The organism is Gracilibacillus boraciitolerans JCM 21714 (genome assembly GCF_000521485.1).
Lineage (GTDB): Bacteria > Bacillota > Bacilli > Bacillales > Amphibacillaceae > Gracilibacillus > Gracilibacillus boraciitolerans.
Genome location: NZ_BAVS01000027.1, coordinates 1 through 20,228 on the forward strand (window position 1 = coordinate 1; position 20,228 = coordinate 20,228).

The 20,228-nt window shown below is 34.5% G+C and carries 21 protein-coding genes and 3 pseudogenes; 13 read left to right on the top strand and 11 right to left on the bottom strand.

What is annotated here, in order from left to right; genetic code table 11:
- Positions 1 to 55: 55 nt before the first annotated feature.
- The 12 genes and pseudogenes from JCM21714_RS13755 (at position 56) to JCM21714_RS18645 (ending at position 10,548) form a co-directional block, all read left to right on the top strand.
- A complete protein-coding gene (locus tag JCM21714_RS13755; RefSeq protein WP_035725190.1) occupies positions 56 to 304 on the top strand; it encodes a hypothetical protein in 249 nt (82 codons plus the stop codon).
- 13 nt (positions 305 to 317) lie between these two features.
- Positions 318 to 716 carry a hypothetical protein gene (locus JCM21714_RS13760; RefSeq protein WP_035725193.1) on the top strand — a complete coding sequence of 133 codons (399 nt, stop codon included), beginning with the start codon at positions 318 to 320 and terminating at the stop codon, positions 714 to 716.
- A gap of 134 nt (positions 717 to 850) precedes the next feature.
- Positions 851 to 1,471 (top strand): signal peptidase I SipW, encoded by a 621-nt coding sequence (gene sipW / locus JCM21714_RS13765; RefSeq protein WP_052000704.1) that lies wholly within the window; start codon positions 851 to 853, stop codon positions 1,469 to 1,471.
- Positions 1,472 to 1,537: 66 nt separating this feature from the next.
- Positions 1,538 to 2,179: an LPxTATN C-terminal sorting signal domain gene (locus JCM21714_RS13770; RefSeq protein WP_035725196.1), complete on the top strand. Its 642-nt coding sequence runs from the start codon at positions 1,538 to 1,540 to the stop codon at positions 2,177 to 2,179.
- An 879-nt stretch (positions 2,180 to 3,058) separates the two neighbouring features.
- On the top strand, positions 3,059 to 3,835 hold the full coding sequence (locus JCM21714_RS13775) for an EAL domain-containing protein (protein ID WP_052000706.1): 777 nt from the start codon (positions 3,059 to 3,061) through the stop codon (positions 3,833 to 3,835).
- 629 nt (positions 3,836 to 4,464) lie between these two features.
- On the top strand, positions 4,465 to 4,899 hold the full coding sequence (locus tag JCM21714_RS13780) for a hypothetical protein (RefSeq protein WP_035725199.1): 435 nt from the start codon (positions 4,465 to 4,467) through the stop codon (positions 4,897 to 4,899).
- Positions 4,881 to 6,020, top strand: a complete 1,140-nt coding sequence (locus tag JCM21714_RS13785) for a polysaccharide deacetylase family protein (RefSeq protein WP_052000708.1) — start codon at positions 4,881 to 4,883, stop codon at positions 6,018 to 6,020. Before JCM21714_RS13780 ends, JCM21714_RS13785 begins: the two co-directional genes overlap by 19 nt.
- 41 nt (positions 6,021 to 6,061) lie before the next feature.
- Positions 6,062 to 6,214: a hypothetical protein gene (locus tag JCM21714_RS20195; RefSeq protein ID WP_158413525.1), complete on the top strand. Its 153-nt coding sequence runs from the start codon at positions 6,062 to 6,064 to the stop codon at positions 6,212 to 6,214.
- Positions 6,215 to 6,283: 69 nt separating this feature from the next.
- Positions 6,284 to 8,104 carry a DUF2334 domain-containing protein gene (locus JCM21714_RS13790; protein WP_052000710.1) on the top strand — a complete coding sequence of 607 codons (1,821 nt, stop codon included), beginning with the start codon at positions 6,284 to 6,286 and terminating at the stop codon, positions 8,102 to 8,104.
- Positions 8,105 to 8,163: 59 nt separating this feature from the next.
- Positions 8,164 to 9,442, top strand: a pseudogene (locus JCM21714_RS13795) (glycosyltransferase family 2 protein).
- Positions 9,443 to 9,511: 69 nt separating this feature from the next.
- A complete protein-coding gene (locus JCM21714_RS18640; protein WP_052000713.1) occupies positions 9,512 to 10,186 on the top strand; it encodes a glycosyl hydrolase family 8 in 675 nt (224 codons plus the stop codon).
- Complete coding sequence (locus JCM21714_RS18645; protein ID WP_052000714.1) at positions 10,183 to 10,548, top strand: hypothetical protein; 366 nt, start codon at positions 10,183 to 10,185, stop codon at positions 10,546 to 10,548. The genes JCM21714_RS18640 and JCM21714_RS18645 overlap by 4 nt, the downstream gene beginning before the upstream one ends.
- Before the next feature lie 112 nt (positions 10,549 to 10,660).
- Here the strand turns inward: JCM21714_RS18645 and JCM21714_RS13805 are convergent, their stop codons facing one another.
- The 4 genes from JCM21714_RS13805 to JCM21714_RS13820 all read right to left on the bottom strand — a co-directional run bounded on the left by JCM21714_RS13805 (position 10,661) and on the right by JCM21714_RS13820 (position 14,418).
- Positions 10,661 to 11,881, bottom strand: a complete 1,221-nt coding sequence (locus JCM21714_RS13805; RefSeq protein ID WP_035725202.1) for an anti-sigma-I factor RsgI family protein — start codon at positions 11,879 to 11,881, stop codon at positions 10,661 to 10,663.
- A complete protein-coding gene (gene sigI / locus JCM21714_RS13810) occupies positions 11,878 to 12,591 on the bottom strand; it encodes an RNA polymerase sigma-I factor (RefSeq protein ID WP_035725205.1) in 714 nt (237 codons plus the stop codon). The genes JCM21714_RS13805 and sigI overlap by 4 nt, the downstream gene beginning before the upstream one ends.
- Before the next feature lie 165 nt (positions 12,592 to 12,756).
- Positions 12,757 to 13,908, bottom strand: a complete 1,152-nt coding sequence (locus JCM21714_RS18650; protein ID WP_052000717.1) for a DUF5667 domain-containing protein — start codon at positions 13,906 to 13,908, stop codon at positions 12,757 to 12,759.
- Positions 13,909 to 13,926: 18 nt separating this feature from the next.
- On the bottom strand, positions 13,927 to 14,418 hold the full coding sequence (locus JCM21714_RS13820) for a hypothetical protein (RefSeq protein WP_035725207.1): 492 nt from the start codon (positions 14,416 to 14,418) through the stop codon (positions 13,927 to 13,929).
- 148 nt (positions 14,419 to 14,566) lie between these two features.
- Between JCM21714_RS13820 and JCM21714_RS21940 the strand changes: the two are divergent.
- Positions 14,567 to 15,100: pseudogene (locus JCM21714_RS21940) on the top strand (C39 family peptidase).
- A gap of 154 nt (positions 15,101 to 15,254) precedes the next feature.
- Here the strand turns inward: JCM21714_RS21940 and JCM21714_RS13830 are convergent.
- The 7 genes and pseudogenes from JCM21714_RS13830 to JCM21714_RS13850 form a co-directional block, all read right to left on the bottom strand.
- On the bottom strand, positions 15,255 to 15,623 hold the full coding sequence (locus tag JCM21714_RS13830; protein WP_035725208.1) for a DUF8042 domain-containing protein: 369 nt from the start codon (positions 15,621 to 15,623) through the stop codon (positions 15,255 to 15,257).
- 15 nt (positions 15,624 to 15,638) lie between these two features.
- Positions 15,639 to 15,884, bottom strand: coding sequence for a hypothetical protein (locus JCM21714_RS13835; RefSeq protein ID WP_035725211.1), 246 nt, complete (start codon positions 15,882 to 15,884; stop codon positions 15,639 to 15,641).
- A gap of 311 nt (positions 15,885 to 16,195) precedes the next feature.
- Positions 16,196 to 17,227 carry an RpnC/YadD family protein gene (locus JCM21714_RS13840; protein ID WP_035725214.1) on the bottom strand — a complete coding sequence of 344 codons (1,032 nt, stop codon included), beginning with the start codon at positions 17,225 to 17,227 and terminating at the stop codon, positions 16,196 to 16,198.
- Positions 17,224 to 17,517 (bottom strand): magnesium chelatase subunit ChlI family protein, encoded by a 294-nt coding sequence (locus tag JCM21714_RS24345; protein WP_369403601.1) that lies wholly within the window; start codon positions 17,515 to 17,517, stop codon positions 17,224 to 17,226. Before JCM21714_RS24345 ends, JCM21714_RS13840 begins: the two co-directional genes overlap by 4 nt.
- Positions 17,518 to 17,573: 56 nt before the next feature.
- Positions 17,574 to 18,767 (bottom strand): annotated as a pseudogene (locus tag JCM21714_RS13845) (YifB family Mg chelatase-like AAA ATPase); the annotation flags it as partial.
- A gap of 99 nt (positions 18,768 to 18,866) precedes the next feature.
- Positions 18,867 to 19,184: a hypothetical protein gene (locus JCM21714_RS21945; RefSeq protein WP_235182883.1), complete on the bottom strand. Its 318-nt coding sequence runs from the start codon at positions 19,182 to 19,184 to the stop codon at positions 18,867 to 18,869.
- Between the two features lie 19 nt (positions 19,185 to 19,203).
- Positions 19,204 to 20,037, bottom strand: a complete 834-nt coding sequence (locus JCM21714_RS13850) for a Gfo/Idh/MocA family oxidoreductase (RefSeq protein ID WP_235182884.1) — start codon at positions 20,035 to 20,037, stop codon at positions 19,204 to 19,206.
- Positions 20,038 to 20,228 lie beyond the last annotated feature (191 nt).

Here is a 20,228-nt window from a genome sequence, read left to right on the forward strand (position 1 = left end):
TTGGATAAAAAGGAGGATTCACAAAGATTATAAAAGCTCTTAAGGAGGATAGTCTATGAAACTCATGTATCATTTCTCAATTATTCGTAAAAACGCAATCTTACTCCTACTAATTCTAATTCTATTACTGTCGTTTCTTTCATTTTCAGTTATGGCAACTGAATCTAAATTTTTCAATAAATCTGAAGATACTTTTACTATTCAAGCTGGCACATGGTGGGATGGAAGTGACTTATCGATTACAGATGAGCTACAGGAACTAGAAGCTTGCCCCCACATACAACATATCTTTTACCATTCATAATTCAGGCTTTGACATGTTAGATAGTACTACATACCAATTGTATTTTTCTGCAGATGGAACACCTTCAGATAGCGGAACTGTAGTAGAAAATGGCACATTGTTCCCTATCCTTGAAAATGATACTAATGTTGTAGTGTTCAGTGATTTAATTGAAGGACACTATCAACTGAAAGTAAATCAACGGCCAATGTATCAAGATGAAGAAGGTACGCAACAATTTGTTTGGAGTGAGATCCTAACAGTCGCATGCGAAGATGAAGAACAACCAAATGAAGAACTAGAAGAAAACGAAACATTAACAGACTCTGCTGACATTCCTGAAGACATAGAAGAAAAGATCATAGAGAAGAAGTCACCTGAAGAAGAACTAAAAGAGATTCAAAACGAAGAAAAAAGACATAAACGAGCATGAAACAGAGGAAAAGCAAAACCAAAATGATTTCGAAAATACGCCTGTCCAAAATGAAGATAAAACTGCTGGTGAAGATACGACACCAATAGATCAACAAAAGCCTAAAGAACCTGCAAAAGAGGAAGGTGAAGAAGATGGAACCAATACAGGAAACAAGGTACAAGAAAAAATCACTACCAATCAAACGGATAATGAAAATTCTGAGTAATACCATCACTACTTTTCTTATTGTCATTTTAATTACTCTTTCTGCTTTCGTTTTGATGACACGAATAAATGGTGGAGAACCTGAGATTTTTGGACATCAATTAAAAGTAGTACTTTCTGGTTCCATGGAGCCCGCTTTTAAAACTGGTTCCGTCATAGCAGTTGAACAATATAATAAAAATACTCCTGTAAAAAAGGACGATATTATTACCTTTATTGATAAGTCAGAAAAGTTAATTACGCACAGAATTGTTGATATTGTTGAAAGTGGCGAGCATACACTTTATAAAACAAAGGGCGATAACAATAATGCTCCTGACAATGAATTGGTACAGCAAGAAAATATCATTGCAATATACAAAGGAGTAACCATTCCATATCTAGGCTATTTAATTAATTATACTCAAACACCTGCAAATAGTGCCTTGTTGCTTATTATTCCTGGCATCTTTCTAATCGGTTATGGTGGTTTTACCATCATAAAAATTATACTCGAGCTTGAGAAAAATTCTAAAAAGCCTAAAAACGAAATGTCACAAGAAAGTTAAAATTTTAGCTATATGTATGTGGTAAAAATAAGTACATGTAGTTACTTTTAAAGGTAGGTGTTTACGATGAAGAAAACTGTTACAATATGTTGCCTAATGCTATTAATGTTCGTGTATTCCTTACAAGTTTCTGCTGAAGAAGAGATAAATAATGAGGAAAATGATTTAATTAGCATTTCAGGTTCTTTCTCAAATAGCAACCAATTATTTGATTTAGAGAATCTAAAGCCTGGCGACTGGTCAGACCGAGAATTAACGATTACTAATCAAACACCTCAAGAGATTCAATATGACCTACATGTTACGTACCTAGACGGATCAGAAATGTTCTATAACAATCTAGAGTTAGAAGTAAAAATAAATGATGAGATAGTCTTCAATGATAAATTAGCAAACTTTAATAAAGTGAACGGACTCTTATTAGCTGCTAATGCAACTGAAAAAGTTAATTTTCATATCCTTTTCCCTCCAGAGCTCGGTAATGAATTTCAGGGATTAACCACTCAAGCTGAAATAATAATTACTGCTTTTGACGAGACAAACGAAGAAGAAACATCCTTTGACATCACTACAGATAGCAACGGCGATAGTGGTGCAAGAATGCCAGATACAGCATCATTTATCTTTAATTTCTTATTAATTGGAGCTGGATTACTTCTAATTGGCAGTATATATATCCTTTTTTCTAAAAGGAAAAGGACAAATTAAAAGCGGATGTGACAATTGAATGTAATTTAAAAAAACTAAATCCGAACGATAATGTTAATTCTGTGATTAAAATTTTTTATCGTTCGAATTTTTTAATTGCATATAAGATAGATGATGTGCAATAACTGATAAGATAATTATGATCTGGTATAACTGAGTAACAATCCGCTCCAGCTTGTCCGCTTCCCTTTACACGGTTTTTCTCCTCAGCTAACTTTGGCAAGCCAAAGTGGATCTTCAGATAAAAACATCCCGTAGGAGTGAAAGCGAGCGCCTTCGCTCTTGATTTCCTCTACAACGATTGTGACAAGTATCTTTTTGACCTTTTTAAACGGATGATGACTATAAATAGAGATTGAAAGGCCGAAATTCTGCTGCTTGCATTCATTGTAAAATATTATACAGCGTAGGCGCCCATTTCGACTTTTGAGGGATCAGCGTGATCTGAAAATCCACTTTGTAAAGTGGTTTTCTTTACAAAGTTAGTTGAAGAGCACGCCTCCACGATATAGGATACACCGTGAAAGTTTGCTTGAGCAGATGTTGACTTATACCTTTGGGTAAAAGTGAAATAGGCAAGCCGAAGTGGCTTTTACATCTATGCTTCCTTTTCCGTCACATCTGCTTCCATGAATTTCATTTTGACATCTTGATCTTCCACTAATATATATTCTTCTAACATCATTACCTCGAATTTCTTCATATTAATATGTTTTATTTAAATAACTAGTTGGTTTCAATAAGTAAAATATTTTTCTGTAAAAAATGTAGAAAAAACTAGATTTATGATGTAAAATAATAGGTATAATTAATTATTTTAATTAATGTATTAATTAACTATTAGTCATATAGTGCGTTTGTCATATAGGGGGGATTTACATGTCAATTGCGAAAATTAACGATCTAATCGATAACGAAAAATTCGAACATCATTTTCAAGCATTATATGATTTAGAATCACTGAACCCTATTGGCTACGAAGCCTTACTACGTACCAAATTGTTCAAAAATCCTGAGATTCTTTTTGATAAAGCAAGTCGAACCAATCGTTTTTTTGATTTAGAAATGCGATCTGTTTCGAAAGCACTTCATTCGTATGACTCAATTCTAAAAAGTTCTTCAAATAATAAAAAGTTATTATTAAATGTATTTCCATCTAATCTCGCTCATGTGGAATTTTCTGAACTGCTTAATAAAGCACTGTTAGAAACTAAAATAACGCCAAATCAAATAATTATTGAAATCAATGAATCAGAAGTCAATCAAAATGTAGATTCAATTAGGGATAGTGTATATGAACTGCAAAATGAGGGTTATTATATTGCAATTGATGATGTCGGAAAAGGTGCGTCTTCCTTACAAGCCATCATAGAACTTCAGCCCGATTATGTAAAAATGGATCGTTATTTTGCAAAGCATTTAGCAAGCTCTAATCGGAAACAAGAAATGGTACGATCTATTGTCACCTATTGTTTAAATACGGATACAAAATTTGTACTAGAAGGTATTGAGATCCCTGAGGATTTAGATATGGCTAAAAAAATTGGCGTTTCGATCGTACAGGGATTTTTATTGGCTAGACCACAACCACTTGATGTAATAAAAAGGTTAGAATCTCGTTTTAAAATAAACAATAATATATCTCGTAATCAATAAACCAAACGTAAATTCGAAAAGTTTGAACTTGCTAGTATTCATGCCCTCTGTACATTATTTTTTAACTCCTTAAATCATACATGTGTAAGTTTAGCCTTCATCCAGATAATTTCATATGCGAATATTCCCAAAAATTTCCCCACTTCTATTACTCGTTAAAATATAGTATAATATTTCTCGCGACTTTAGAACTGAATTATATAGAAGTAATTCATTTGTCTTATTATTCAGAACTTATGAATAGTTTATAGAAACAAAGAAATGATGCATAAAGATGGATGCACCTGGTTATTAATAGAAATTAACCAAGGCAACTCAGGTTGGATAAGCAATAAAATTATTTTAAAAAAGAATGATAATGTAAATCAGCTTCCTATTATGGAAACATTTAAATAAATAACAATTAAATTGTTCGTTAAATTGAACAAATTTTACTCATTCGTTAGGCCTCCATCCATATTCTTTTTTGAATATTTACAATAAATAAATTCTAATAACCTACTCACACATATATTTCCTAATGGTTTTATTAATGATTTTAGTACAATTCAACTAAAAAGACTTGCGTTTCTTTTGTAAATATTATATTGTTCTATATATAGAACAAAAAAAGAAACGGAGTGCTTTTTATGAATCTTATTCATCGTCTCATCACTGTAATGTTTATATGTATGAGTGTACCACTGTTAGTATCTTCTAACACCTTACAAGCTAAACAAACAGATTCGATTCATGTATTAGTGGTCTTTTCTTCCAATGAAGACCAAATCGATGAGTATCAGCGATTATTAGAATTGCAATTGGCGCATTTCTCAGAAAATATTACATTTCGACATAGCTCTCATGTAACAAAATCTGATCTATCAAAAACTACTCATTTAGTCTATCAAGGTACCATCGATGAAGAAATACCTAGTAACACAGTGAAATTGATTAATAGTTTTACCGGTCCACTTCTTGCAATTGGTCATAACATTGAACAGCTTTCCTCCTATTGGAAAATCGATCGTGATACCATATATCTAGAAGAAGCTACCATTCTAATGTGGATGACAAACAGTTAACAAATCGAAATGTAGAACTCTTCCCATTTATAAAAGAAGACAAAAAGCAGCAAACACTAGTGAAGGTAAAGAAAAATAATAATACTTACCCATTAATGGTAAAGAGAAATAATCATTTTTATCTGGCAACCACTAATCTTTTTTCACCTGTTTCTCACTTTCTGGCAGATGCATTACACTTTTATTTCAGTGTGGAACACGACCATGTAAATAAAGCAATGCTACGTTTAGAGGACATACATCCGAAGCTAATTGGTGAGGATTTGATGGAAATCGCAACCTATTTAAAGAACAAAGATATTCCCTACTTAGTTTCGGTTATTCCAGTATATAAAAATCCAAAAACAAAAGAAGAATTCCATCTGTCCGATAACTCAAAATTAGTTGATGTTTTGCAATTTATGCAGAACAATGGCGGAAGTTTCGTACTTCATGGTTACACAGATCAATATGGGAACAACCCAACAGGAGATGGCTTTGAATTTTGGGACAAACAACATAATCAACCCATTTACTTTCCGCCAAATCAATTAGAAATAATTAAATCTGAAAAAGACTTTGCAGATTCAACGGAATATAAAAAGTATCTTGAGGATAAGAAAAAATTTGAAACGGAGTATATAAAAGAAAGAATCAAAAAGGGAATGGCCGAATTAGAAAAAGTTCAACTTTATCCAATTGCTTTTGAAGCTCCTCACTATGCCATGAGCCAAAATGGTTATCAAGTCATATCGGATTATTTTCCATTCTATATTGGACAAGTACAATTATCTGACCAAGACTGGAGAGTCATGACAGAATCACCGACAATTTCAAACCCTAACTTTTTAAATGGGATGACGTTATTTCCAGAAACTGTTCGTTATATAGAATATAATGAACCGAATTCATTAGCTCAAATACGAGAACATATAACCGAAACGTCAATTGTACGTGACGGAGTGATTAGTGGATTTTATCATCCCTTTCTTGGAAAGGATCAGCTGACTGAACTTGTATCAGAATTTGAAAAGCAATCACATATAGAATGGATTGATTTACAAGAAATCTACAATGATGCGTTTCCAAATAAGATTAAATTTCAACAATCTTCAGATAATGATAAGAAAAAAGCACACTAAACGGGGGGGACACTTTCGATTCATCCCAATCAAAAAGTGCGTTGCAATCAACGAATGAAGTATTAGAAGAGCAATCCGTTTCCCTGACATTTGGAGATCAGTTAAGACTTTTAAAGGAGGAACTTTATTGGGCATTATTTGGCATTGGGTTAATTGTCATCTTAACTTTCGCTTCCTATCGAGTTAGGAAGTAATTATTTTTAATTCATTGTTCTTTATAAAGAATATATTGCACTTCTTTTTTAAAACTGGAGGTATGAAATGTGAGTTATAAAAACATAAAATGGTACATTATTGTAATTTTGTTATTATCCATAATGGATATTCCCATTATTAAAGCCGAAAGTCGAGATGATTTTAAAGTATTAGTCGTATATTCTTCTGAAGATCAACAAGTAGATCATCATCAGCGAATACTGGATTCCTTAATTGGTCATTTCACTTCTGATATCAAATTTAAAGCTGTCTCTGAAGTAACAGAACAAGATTTACAAGAAATTACCCACCTTTTCTATTATGGGCAAGTCAAGGATAGGATTTCGCAGACTTTTCGACAACTGTTAAATAATTATGATGGTGTGATGGTAGCTCTAGGACATAATAGTAAGCAATTAGGGGATCGATTCAATTTTGTAACGGTTGGAGAAGATGCAGGCTTTATCAAAATGAGATTGTCTGACAATCGCGAGCAGAAGATGACAGTCGAATCATCCAGAGTGGTATTTACTACCGAAGTCAATCAAAAAACCAAGATATTAGCTGAGGGTGTAAATGGAATGGATCAGGAATTTCCGTTATTTATGCAGCATAATAAAACATATTATTATGCTTCAGATAATCTCGATCCACCTTCAACAATCATTTTTGGAGAAGTACTACATGAGGTATTTGAAGTTAAACATGATGAAAAACATCCCGCGTACATTCGTCTAGAGGACATTCATCCGCTGGTTGATCCTAATGCATTAATGAAAATTGCGAAAGAGTTAAAAAGACGTGAAATGCCCTACATGATTGCGGTCATACCTGTTTACAAAAATCCAGAGACAGGAAAATTACATCATTTTTCTGATTACCCAAAATTATTAGAAGTCTTACAATATATGCAGGAAAATGGCGGAAGTATTGTCATGCATGGCTACACCCATCAATATCGAGATGATGAAACAGGCGAAGGATTTGAATTCTGGGATGTAAATAATAATCGGCCTGTATATCAAGAAGCAGATCAACCCGCTATCATAAAAACTGAAGAAGATTTTGCAAATAAACAAGTCTATCAAGAATTTCAGCAGGAACAGATAGCATTTGAAAGTAAGTATGTCGAAGATAGAATAAAAAAAGGAATACAGGAACTAGTTAACAATGGACTATATCCATTAGCATTTGAAGCACCACATTACACGATGTCACAAAACGGTTATCGTGTGGTATCTGAACATTTTTCAACCTATGTTGGCCAGGTACAGATAAGTGATCATAATTGGAAAAGCATGACTACAGTTCCCTACATTAGCAGTCCAACATTTTTTCATGGAATGCAATTATTACCTGAAACACTTGGCTTCCTTGCAAATGATACAAAAAATAACAGAAATAAGACAGACGCAGAGATAGCCCTTGAGAATAAGCAAGAAAAAGAAATGGCACTCGAAAATATTAAAGAAAATGCTAAGCATCATCAATTATTACGTGATGGCACATTGGCTGCCTTTTTTCACCCTTACCTATTAAATGAAAAAGGTTTTGGTTTAGAATCTTTCAAGGAATTGATGAATGATCTGGAAAAAATCGAAGGTATCGAGTGGATAGATTTAAAAAAAATTAAAAATAAAAGTCAGACAGAGCACATCATCATTGCATCAGGCAACGGTCAAATAACAACAGAGATAAATTATCTTCAACTGTATCTTTCAAATCCACAGCTATTCGCAGACAAACTATTAGGCTTACTACATAAATCCCTTTGGGCGCTAGCTAGTGCCGGGTTAACTGCGGTATCTGTTTTTAGTTTCTATATTGCAAAATCAAAAATACAACAAAGAAAAGTAAAAAGACGACTTAGACTGAAGCGAGTTGTTTAATTTTTAAAGTGAAGGCTTTTTAGACGAGTAGAACCGTGATAACGAAGGAGGGCATATCAATGGCAGATTTTTTAATGATGATTGCATTACTAATTATATGGGGGGATGCTTTTTTATCATATCTTTTTGATGCAAGGTGGGAATTTATTATCCAGACAATTTAAGGAAACGGCCAAACAGTGGCAACAAAACGTTCCATATTATCCAACTGTCAGTATTCTGATACCTGCTCATAATGAAGAAATGGTAATCGAAGACACACTTGAAGCAATGAGTAATCTAACTTATCCCACGGAACAATTACAGGTGCTTGTAATTAATGATAATTCTAATGATCGCACAGGGGAAATTTGTGAAGCGTATGGAAAACGATTCCCTTTTATCGAAGTGATTCATACAAAACCTCCAAATGGTGGAAAAGGAAAATCTGCTGCCCTTAATAATGGATTAGCCCATACAACCGGGGAAATTATTTGTGTGTATGATGCAGACAACACGCCTGAACCTGATGCAATCTATTGGCTTGTACTTGGATTAGTGAATGATCCTAAAGCAGGTGCTGTTGTAGGAAAGTTCCGCGTTTTAAATGCCAACAAAAATTTCTTAACAAGACTCATCAATATTGAAACCTTAACATTTCAGTGGTTAGCCCAGGCTGGCAGATGGTTCTGGTTCAAGCTTGCTACCATTCCCGGAACAAACTTTGCAGTAAGAAAGTCGATCTTAGAAGAACTAAATGGCTGGGATGAGGGAGCATTATCAGAGGATACCGAACTTAGCTTTCGAATTTATGATTTAGGCTATCACATTCGGTTCTTTCCTAACGCGATTACCTGGGAGCAGGAACCGGAGACACTTAAAGTCTGGTGGCGACAGCGAACGCGTTGGGCCCGGGGCAATCTATATGTTATTTTTAAATTCTTCTTTCACTTTTTTAAATTAAAGCATAAGCGCGTTGGACTTGATTTAATTTATTTTATGTTTACGTATGTATTCTTTTTTGGTGGCGTGATTTTATCTCATTCCTTGTTTCTGGCGAGTTTAATTTTTGATGTGCAACTATCGGTCGGCTTTGTTTCCTATCTCCTGTTAATTTCTGGTTTTTTATTATTTATTATAGAAGAATTGCTGGCCTTGAGTTTTGAAAAAGATCAATTAACAAAGAAGAATGTCCTAACTGTTATATTAATGTATTTTACTTATTCTCAGATGTGGCTATTTTTAGTTGTCTATGCGGCATTCATTGAAGTGAAGCGAGTCCTGTTAAAACAGGAAGTAACCTGGTATAAAACAAAACGCTTTAGTCAGAAAGATGCAAAAAATAAGAAGACAGCATAGCAACGATTGGAGCAGATGACGTTGAATAAAAAGATCCTAATTACAATTATCATAATGGTGGTGTTTATCATGATAGTCAGCATAATTTTGTTTTCTAAAAATCACCGCTTTTCAACTGAATCATTTATAGAAAAGTGGTTTGTCAATCAAAATGATACATTAGCAACCTATGTCCTAGAAGGTGAGCAAGAAGATGATGATTTGGTAAAAGGACGAGAAGCATTATCTGAATCACTTGGTCTTTGGATGATGTATGCGGTCGAAAAGCAAGATGCTGCCTTATTTGGCAAAGCATATTCGATTTTACAGAAATCCTTTTTGGATAAAGATGGTTTTATTCCATGGAAACTAACAGAAGCAGGCACGATCGAAGTAGTCACTAATGCACTGGTGGATGATTTACGAATCATTGAAGCACTGTATCAAGCGGAAGCTCTTTGGGAAGGAAAAAATTATGCGCATACTGCCAATTTAATTGCTTCCTATTTATTTGAACACAATAGGAAGGAACATCTATTAACGGATTTTTATGATCACCATTACCAGGTTACTTCAGACGTGATTACCTTATCATATATTAATCCGGATGCTCTTAAAGATATGTATGAACGTAAGCTGTTAAATTCAGAAACATACGATAACATGTTAGTAGTCTTAACAGATGCGGATGTGAAAAATGGCTTCTACCCGAAATCATACCATATCGGCAATCAGCAATACTTCTATGACCGGCAAGTCATATGATTGATCAGGCCATCACCGCCTATCATCAAGCCCTTGCAGGTTATCACTCTCCAGCTTTCTTGCAATTTATTAAAGAAAATATGGATACAAACAGCGAAATTAATGGTATATATGATCTTTCTACTAAATTGCCCACAGTAGACTATGAATCCCCCCCTGCTGTTTATGGATTTTTGATTTGGTATTGCCTTGAATTAAATGAACGCGAACTAGCTCAGCGACTGTATGAGCAAATGCTTACGTTTCGCAACCATTATCCATGGAGTCGTTATTATGGTGGTTTCACTGTTGGACCTGATGGCAACACCCACATTTTTGATAATCTTGTACCATTGATTGCGGAAACGCGCCTGTTGAAGTAGTCAAGTTTATGGATTCAGAGAGCATATCGCATACCATTTGGATGCGTATCTTTTTTTATTAAAATGAAGTGATAGTACAATCTTTCCATAATCCACTATGAATATCTTATGACTACTTCTTATTATTGCTTTTATCTTCATTTACCTGTTGCTGTGGCAATTCTTTTTCCTTATTGCGAGTATCTTCCGCTTTTGCTCTGCCTTGCTTTGAGGATGATGGATCATGTTGGTTTTGCTGTTTTTCTTCAGAAATACTACTTGCTGGATCTTTAGCTTCTGACTCATTCTTGTTTTCACTATTTGGTGACGCCTCATTTTGCGATGGAACTAGTTCGTTTTCTGACGCCTTTACACTTGATTTCTGTGTCTTCTCTGCTGTGGATTTTTTATTATTTTCTGGTTTATCTATATTTTCCTTCTTTTTAATTTGCTGTTTCGAAGGCTCGGATTTCGTTGATTTTTCTATTGCATTCCCTTTAGAATTTAGTGGAGTTTGATATTCCTCTTCCGTCTCCTGCACTTTTTCTTTTTTATCTTGAGAGAAAGTCGATTCTTTTTGCTTATGTTTTTCTATTTCTTTAGATTTTTCAGCCATTTGATTCAGTTCTTTTATCGGCTTTTTTTGAGCTTCTTCCAATTCAACCTCTTCTTCGTTTTCTATCATCTGTTGATACAAACGATACGAGTTAATGGAAAGGGAGACACCTTTTGCTTCTTGATAGTATTTTTCTTTTTCTTGATAAACCTCGATATTTCCAGAAACATGATTTTTGATAAATGATTCGGAAAAAAGTTCTTTCACGATATCCGCATCTTTCGATAACCCCCCCTGATCTGTTTCCTGCAAATCGATTAACGTGGTGGTAACATTAGCAGAAGTGTCTTGCGATAAGTAATTTTCATCTATCAATTGAACAACTATTTCATTAATTGCAGTACCGATGTTCTTACCTTCCACATCTAAATCAGCAATTACCCTGTTTGCATCTTCATTTAAACCAACTATATCAAGTACCTTGAAGTCTTCATCCAATACTACTTCCATACTAGGATTGATATCGATCGCAAGTATATATGCTTGCTGATTCGTTGGAGAAAAAGGATAATTGAAGATCACCAAAAGTAGAATGGCTGTGATGGACACTAGAGGTAATGCTAACTTCCCATTCCAGTGAAGTAAAGGGGACTTCTTCATTCGATAGCTCACAAACTCACCAATAACAGGCATATCATGTTCTTTACGAGGTACATTTACAAATGTTCCATCCTGGCACATTACAATCACTTTATCTTCCTGAACCTCCATGACAATTCCTTTAATTGTAGAATTCACATTTTCTCCCCCCCCTTTACTTTAGCTTTTATATATGACTGTAAATACTTCCACTCGGGATGTAATAAAATAATAATGATGGCGATAATATACTTTCGATATTTTTCAATGGTTTTAACACGATAATTGGTGAGCGCCACAAAGTCCTTGATTGGAAATTGTTTACGACGAAATAAAAGTACAACATGTGTTTCATTCTGAATGAAATTTTCGGCAATCTCCAGAACTTTCTTTCTGGTTCGCTTCTGTTTCGGACTATAGGACTCTAATTCCTCAAAACGTATATAAAAACGTGACAGTTGTTCATTTAAATCAATGATTTCCTCCGCAATAGTGCTAAACCTCTGTTCTTCCATGAAATGTTCAACCGATGCTTTATTAACATTTATTGTTAAAAGTTCTACATTTTTCTGATTCACATTTTGATAATAATTTTCTTTTCTGAAAAAATCGATCAATTCCCGCTGTATAATTAAATAAACGTAATTTAAAAATGCTCTACCTTTTTCAGGATTATAAGTGTCAATTGCACGATTAAAAGCGATTAAGCCAATACTAGCTTCGTCATCATTCCATGTTATATACTTTTTACTTACTTTACCTACTACACTTAATATATATGGTTGATAATAATGAATCAGCTGCTCCCTTAATACTTCATTCCCATTTTGTATTTGGTTGATGGAATGTTCGATGTCTTCTTGCTTCATCCTGCCCTCTCCTTATACACCATTTCATGAACTCTAAAAAAGAAAGCTTTATCCTTCAAGAATATAAACATTTATTGAAGGATAAAGCATCTCTATTTTAATGTAAGCCATAAATTGCAGCTGGTAAAGGTTAATTTAAAAATTTGTCGAAAAAAATCGAATACATTATTGATTTCCTTTTTCCTTTTGTGAATGAGTGGATTTTTCAGCTTGCTCTGGCTTATTCTTTAAAGCCTTTTCCGGTACATTATTTTTCTTTTGTTCCGCCTTTTCCTGTTTAGCTTCTGCTTTATTTAAAGCTTTCTCCGATTTTTCTTCTGCTTTTGTTTGTTGCTTTTCTACTTTTTCTTCTACCTTCGTTTGTTGCTTTTCTGTTTTTTCTATTGCTTTCGCTTGTTGTTTTTCTGCTTTTTCTTCTACTTTAATCTGTGTCTTTTGAATCTTTCCTTCTGCTTTACTTGTTTTCTTATCTGTGTATTGTTTTTCGTCTGCTTCCTCTTCAGAAGCTGTTTGTTGTATTGTTTTTGTTTCTGCAGGTTGTTCTAATTCTTCTGTTGATTCATTTTCCTCTTCGGTATTGTCACTAACCGTATCTTCTTGAGGTTGTTCCATTTCTTCACTTTCTGATGATTCGTCATCTTCTTCGTCTTTATTTTTTGATTTTGCCCGTAGATAATTTTGCTCGGCACGTTTTTGATTTTCAAGTGCTTTGGCAATACCTGCTTTTGCTTGTTCCGGTAAATTCTCACGCTCTAATAATGCTTGAAGTTTAAGTGTTCGGTGTTGAGCGTTTTTTCTTAACTCTTCTTCCGCTTCTTCATCTGTTTCTTCTTGATCATCAGTGTTTTCTTCTGGAGTTTCGTCATTAGAATCCTCAGTTTCTTCATCTTCCTCGGAGTTCTCACTTCCGTCATTTTCTTCCCCCCCGTCTGGTAATTCTACTTCATCTATTTCCTCATCTTCCTGATTCGTTTCTTCCTCTGATTCTTTCAGTTCTTCTTCAGCATCTTCTAACTCGGTTTCTAATCGATCCAGATATGTATTATATTCTTCGATTAATTGTTCCGCTTCTTTAATATTACCTTGCTCCAGTAAAACTTCGATCTCACTCAAACGATCGTTCGCAAACTCGTCTAATAATAAGGCTCTCTCCATTAGATCTTCTGTCAGTGCCAATTCTGTTTCCTCAATTAATATTGAGGTGTCATATAATTCCTGATCCGGTGTGATGGTATTTTCTGCTTCATTTGCATATGTAGTATTTCCTGCAAAAAATATACTAACTGTTGCTACGGATAGCCATGTTTTTATTTTCATATTTGTAATCTCCTTTAATTATAAAATGGTTAATTTGTCAATAAATTCATTTATTCGATTGTTACTTTCCTTCACGTCCTGTTCAGGTGTCATAAAAGTAAACACTAGCTGATGTGCTGAACCTTCATAGAAGTATACATTTGCACGAATATTTTCTTTGCGATTCGTTTCTATTGCTAGGTAATTCTCTTTTTCTTCTATTATTTCTGTTTTTTTAGAGAATGAGGCTATTACACTCTTTTTCATCTGTTCGATGGTTTGTTCTTTACTTACCATCGCAACAATGACTTTAGTTGTTCCATTAGAAAAAATAATGTGTTGATCTTCTTCAGCAGTTGCTTCTTGATCAAGTGACCAACCTTCCAAACTACTTAATTCGAACATATTATTTTCATAAAATACAGCTTCCATTTCTTCGTCTACTATATTTGCTTCCGCTTCTATGTCGTTTTCTCCTTGACCACAAGCAATTAAAAAGGCAAAGCAAGCTATTATAAGCACTTTTTTCAATCTATCACCCCCCACCCTGTTTATATAGTTTTGTTCTTTCTATCTTCTTTTCTATTTATCTATACGGAAGAGTTATTTTAAAATGGGGGGGGATGTATCTAAATTTATGAAAATAATTTTGGAGATTATATTATGATGACTTCCTTTTATCCAGCAATATCCCGAACTTCCCAGAGGTTGTGAGGTTACATCATTGACAATGTTACTGCAATTTCATGACATGGATGTTACTAAAATGAAGCTTTCAGAAAAAATAAAAAAAGACGATACACCATATACAATGAAAAATGGTGTCATTTATTTTGGCGATCCAAACATTGGCTTTGTGGGTGATATGTATAACCTCGAAAACCCCGGATATGGTGTATATCATGATCCACTCAATTAATTGGCTAGGAATTATGCAGGTGATAAAGCTCTCGATATGACGGGTAATCCGTTTGAAAGTGTAATAAAAACTATTACTAACGGTAAACCTGTTGTGGCTCTCACCAATATCACTTTTAAGCCTCTGGAAGAAAAAGAGTTTGCTACATGGCACACACCAAATGGCCCGATTGAGGTTACAAAGAAATTACACGCGGTTCTTATCACGGGTTTTGACAAGCAAAGTATTTTCTTCAATGATCCATATGATGGCACACGAAAAAAAAACTTCCAGGGAAGAGTTTGTGGCTGCTAGGGAGCAAATGGGCAATCAAGCAATTTCGATTAAATAAAAAAGATTTCCGCTTACTTATTATATAGTTTCATTATGGTTAGACTAATTCCACCAACCACTTCCTGACACAATTAAGCCTTAAGTTAAGCTTTGAAAGACTATAATCAGTCCTTTTTTAATTTAATATAAACGGATGAAATGATTGCTCCATTGTGGTTCTCCACCTTTTTATTGCTGGTAGTAAATTAAACTGCAATATTTCCTGCACTTTTCCTTTATTACCTAATTCATATTGATTTACAACTAATTCAATTGCTTTCTTCACCTTATCTGTTTGCTCAAATAATTCTTCTGAAATAACAGATTCATTTAACTGCTTATTCGCTGACTCAATCGATGAAAACGCATGTACGACATCTTCAAATAAATACATCGTATTCGAAAAATTGCTTTGATTTAACTCTGTTTGAATATGTAAAATTCCTTCTTGTAATGTTTCAGCTAGTACTAACGCTTGTTGCATTATTTCATATTGCTTTTCCATGTAAATCACCTTCCATTAATGTAATCTTACGAAGAGGAAATCATTTAGTTGATTTAGTTCTTGTTGTAGCTGTTGAAACTCCTCATTCAAAATCTTTCTCTTATTATATGAAGTTTTTAGATCTGCGGATTCCGTTGATAATTCACGCATCTGCAATAATTTTTGCTCCATTTCCCCCCCAAGTAATAGTTTACGATCCTCGATTCGTTGCCATTCTTCTTCTAAAAATTGCCGCTCTGTATTCCTCATTTCATCATCCATTCTATCAATATTACCTTGTTCTATTTATATCGGTTAAAAAATTGTTTTTTAAATCTTTTATGAGATATCGTCTTTTAAAAACATACGCAAATAAAGTAATATATCGTACTTGTATTAGGTACAAATGTAATACAACATCAGAAAAAGGACTTAGATATATACTTTTTCTAATTGCATTAAAACGATATCATTTCTTTTGAATTCAAATAGTATACTTTGTAATTAAAATGAGACAGGAGCTCCGTCCCTCCTTATTTCACTGATACAACTTAGCTAAAAAAAAGAAGAGCTCTGGAAAGTTCCATAGCTTTTTACTTCAAATATTCCTTCACCTGGCCAATTGACTTAAATTCATCTATATGATCGATAAGTCTTTCTAATGTTTGGATGTCTTGTTTCTGAATAGTTTCAACTAAATCTTCTGATACTGGGGCAACAAATTTTGTGATTAATCGAATAGTAGTTTTTGCTAATGCCTTCGTTTCACCTTTTATTATCCCTTCTTCTATGCCTTCTTTTATTCCTTCTTTTTTCCCTTCTTTCATGCCTATTTTCAAACCTTCTTCTCTACCTTGCCGAAGTCCCTTATCTCTCCAGGAATTTGGCAGTCTACTGATAAATTCTCTTTCTTCTTCGGTAAATTCCTTTTCTTGCATTTCTTTCATCAATCTCTCCTCCTCTTGTTCGTTTAATTTTAAATAGGATTCAAAAAAACCATTCACTAATTCTAACTCGGCAGGGGTTGTATTCAGTGTTAACAGCATTCTTAAGAATTCTCTTTTTACTTCAGTTTTTTCCGATTCAAGATATCCCATTCTACTTAATAAGGCAGCAGCTACTGGATTGTTAGATTTGAGATACGCTCGCCAATTCTGTTTTTTTAATTCCACTTTCAAAAAAGAAAAGGTTAGTACATCGAAGAAGGGAAATTGAATCGTAAATTGATTGGGTTCATCTTTAATTTGATCATAGGTAAATAGCGCAATTGGTAAGATTGGTTTTCTATATCTATTATACAACAGACTGAAGTATTGATACATACGTTGAGGAAAATTATCTTGATGATAACTCTGAGGTTCTACATGAATAATGATAAGCGTTTCTTTTCCTTTTAATGTTGCTTCGACGACGATGTCTGCTCTGCGATTTTCTCCTTTCATTAAGTCAGTAAATAACTCCTCAGATAATGGTTTCATTTGAGAATAATCTAATTGCTTATGGACTTCCGGAAAAAATAATTCAATAAATTCAGAAAAAAACTTGCCGATCAGTTGTTTAAACAACTGATCATGAGAAATATATTGTTTCGTGTCTTCACAAACTTCTAATATAGCATTATTCATTGGACCACCCTTTGCTTTGTTGTCTCTAGCTTAGTACGTTTCATTGTCATTGCCTCCCATAATGATTGATCGGAAATCTGCTGACTACCTTCTAAATCAGCTATCGTTCTTGCCAAACGCAATACCTTCATTTGAACTCTTGTACTCCACTGATACTGCCGTACCCATTCTTGCACCATTACTTCTTGTTTTGAATTTAGATGGATATGCTTAAAAAAGTCTTCATTTGGTAACAAAGCATTAACAATGCCGTTATTTCGTATTACCTGGCGTGTTCTTGCCTGGGCCACTCGTTTGCGAATTGTTTGAGAGGTTTCTAACTTTTTCTTATTCTGTTTATCGATTAGTTCCGGTCGTAAACGGAGTACAATATCAAAGCGATCCAAAATGGGACCTGATAATCGATTTTGATAGGCTTGTACTTGTTTTGGTGTGCATGTGCAATATTGGGTTCTAGAATCTAAATGACCACATGGACAAGAATTCATAGCTGCCATTAATAGAAAGGAAGTGGGGGGGTATGTGACAGTTGACGCCGTTCGACTGATGGTCACCTTCCCTGTTTCCATTGGTTGCCTGAGCATATCTAATGTCTTTTTTGAAAATTCGACAATTTCATCTAAAAATAAAATCCCTCTATGCGCTAATGAGATCTCACCAGGTTTTGGATACGTTCCACCACCTATTAATGATATGGCAGATGCAGAATGATGAGGATTTCGAATGGTGCAATACGTGTATCTGAGCGCTTAATATCACTTAACAGATACATACTTTGTACTTCTAATTGATCCTCTAACTCTAATGTCGGGAATATCGATGGGAATGTTTCTGCCAGTAAACTTTTCCCACAGCCAGGCGGTCCAATCATTAAAACATGATGTCCGCCTGCTGCTGCAATTTCCAATGCTCGTTTTGCCTTTTGATGTCCTAAAATATGTTGAAAGTCATTGTCATAGGTGGGGGGGTCACTGAATGTATTTATGGAAGAAGTATGTTTCGAAGATAATGTAGAGCTCATGCTGAGTTGACCTGATAATACATCCTGCATTTCTCTTAGTGAAGTGACATAGCATATTTCTAATCCTTTAAAATAAATAAGATCACGCTGTGGAAATGGTGGTAGAAAAACTTTAGTAAAACCTAGCTTTTTCACTGCCATGATCGCCGGTAGCATTGCATCCAAAGATTGAATCGTGCCATCTAACGACAAAACTCCGATAAATGCCGCATCTTTTGGTATTTCTGCTTTTAAAACTCCATTTTCTTTCATAATCGCTATCGCCATTGCTAAATCAAATAACGGACTATTTTTACGTTCTTCTTCAGGTGACAATTGAACAATTACTTTCTGGTGTGCTAATGGACACTTATTAGCATACAATGCCGCCAACACTCGATCTTTTGATTCTTTGACTGCTGAACTAGGCAAGCCTATAATTTTAACCCCCCCATACGTACCTGGCATTGTTTGTACTTCCACTTGCACCGGATAACCTTCCATTCCTTTTAAACCAACACTTGAAACAATAGTGGTCATAACAGCACCTCGCTTTTATTTGGTACTCTTATTATACATCAACATGATTACGCTTTCAAGAACAAATGTTCGATTATGTTATATTTTTTATGTTGGTAGCTAATGTTTATAAATATTAGCTATCTCCTCGTCAAACCACAAAAAAAGAAAAAGTTGCTCCGTCTCCCATGTTTCACCCTTTGGCCCAGGTTGTTGCACGGTTGTAATTGTTTCACCGGTTGTAATGGCTTCTTGCATTTTCATTCCTAGGTAATGGTCTTGGGAGGCTTCAGCTAAACTATAAAAACTTGGTCCTCCTTCTATATATTCTACCATTTTAGATAAGCAGTGTGCTATCGCGATTTCATCATCGTATAGACGTGCTGGAATAAACGGATTTTGATAAACCCATTTTTCTCCTGCAAGTATTCCATACAAAAAGTAACCTTCCTGATTTTCATATTCCCCCTTTATTAACCCGTTTTAAATCCATATGTAACGGAGTTAAATCGTTTTCTTGTATATTGATACGATTATCAGATATTTCACCTCGTACACCTCTTACCGACAAATGATTAGTGCGAACCCATGAACGATGCTGATTCGTTGTAAAATCATAAATACCTAGCTTATCGCCAAAATCAAGCCATGCCAAATCACGTGAAACAGTTTCAATTTTATCTTCGGTTGGATAACCCGCTCGGCTCGGTCCTGAAACAATTTCCGTATAAAACCTTTTACCACGAATTTCTACTTCTCCAAAACCAACCTTTAGCATTTTTCTTAATAAACTGACGCTATGATAAAAATGGGATATCGAAACGGTCGCTTCTGAAATATTGCCTAAACGACCAGAATCAATAAAGGATGCTCTAGCCTGCTGCATCGGATGAAATTGATATTGTTCAGCCACCTGTATTTTTGAATCTTTCATGGTTAGCTTTTCATGAAGCAGGTGCAATCCTTCTAAATCTTTGGCTGGTGGAGTTTCAGCTAATGCGGGCATCTGTAACTCAGCCAATTGAATCAAATACTGTGAACATACTTCGGGAATAACAGAGACAACAACAAAATCTGGTGTTTCCTTATCTAAAAGATAAGATAGTGTCCGATAGGTTTTTACACCCCCCCACTTTTTCTCTATCTCATTCGCTGCTATTTCGTCGCGTATTACTGCTCCTTTAATCTGAAACTGTTCTGGAAGGGCTTTTGCTATCCGAAAATAATATTGAGCTCGAAAGCTATTTCCGCCAATGATACTGAAACTTATTTGTCTTGAAATAATAATCACTTCTTTTTAAATAATGTATTAATCGTTGACTAAAAAAATATGATTGAATAAAGTACTATAAGTATAATTCTAGTCGGAGCTGTAATTCCAAAAGAAAGATGGCCAACTGTCCGCAATGTTCTGTAGTTACCATTCAATTATACTATTTTTTTATTCAAAATAATCAGTCAATTCACACTAATATACCTCTA